This is a genomic window from Halorubrum sp. Atlit-28R (assembly GCF_003665955.1).
In the GTDB taxonomy this organism is placed as follows: Archaea; Halobacteriota; Halobacteria; order Halobacteriales; family Haloferacaceae; genus Halorubrum; species Halorubrum tropicale.
Genome location: NZ_QPLS01000294.1, coordinates 1 through 436, shown reverse-complemented (window position 1 = coordinate 436; position 436 = coordinate 1). Strand labels below are relative to the sequence as shown.

The window sequence follows — 436 nt, the reverse complement described above, 5'->3', positions numbered from 1 at the left end:
CCCGTCGTTCGCCCTCCTCACCGTCTCGCTCGACGAGGGCGAGTCGCTCCGGTCGGAGGCCGGCGCGATGGTCAGCTACTCCGACGGCATCGACATCGAGACGAACGCGAAAGGCGGCCTCTTCGGGTCGCTCAAACGGAGCGTCCTCGGCGGCGAGTCGTTCTTCCAGAACACGTTCAGCGCGCGGCAGGCGGGCGAGGTATCCTTTGCGCCCCCGCTTCCGGGCGACATCGTCCACCACCGCCTCGAAGACGAGACGCTCTACGTGCAGTCCGGGTCGTACATCGCCTCGGACCCCGCGCTCGACCTCGACACCTCCTTCGGCGGCGCGAAGACTTTCTTCGGGAGCGAGGGGCTGTTCCTGCTCAAACTGACCGGCACCGGCGACAGTTTCCTGTCGAGCTACGGGGCCATCCACGAGGTCGAACTCGGCGAG

At 67.2% G+C, this 436-nt stretch carries 1 protein-coding gene; it reads left to right on the top strand.

The window, feature by feature from the left end; all coding sequences use genetic code 11:
* The coding region (locus DVK06_RS17990; RefSeq protein ID WP_121601175.1) for a TIGR00266 family protein at positions 1–436 on the top strand (436 nt) is incomplete at both ends.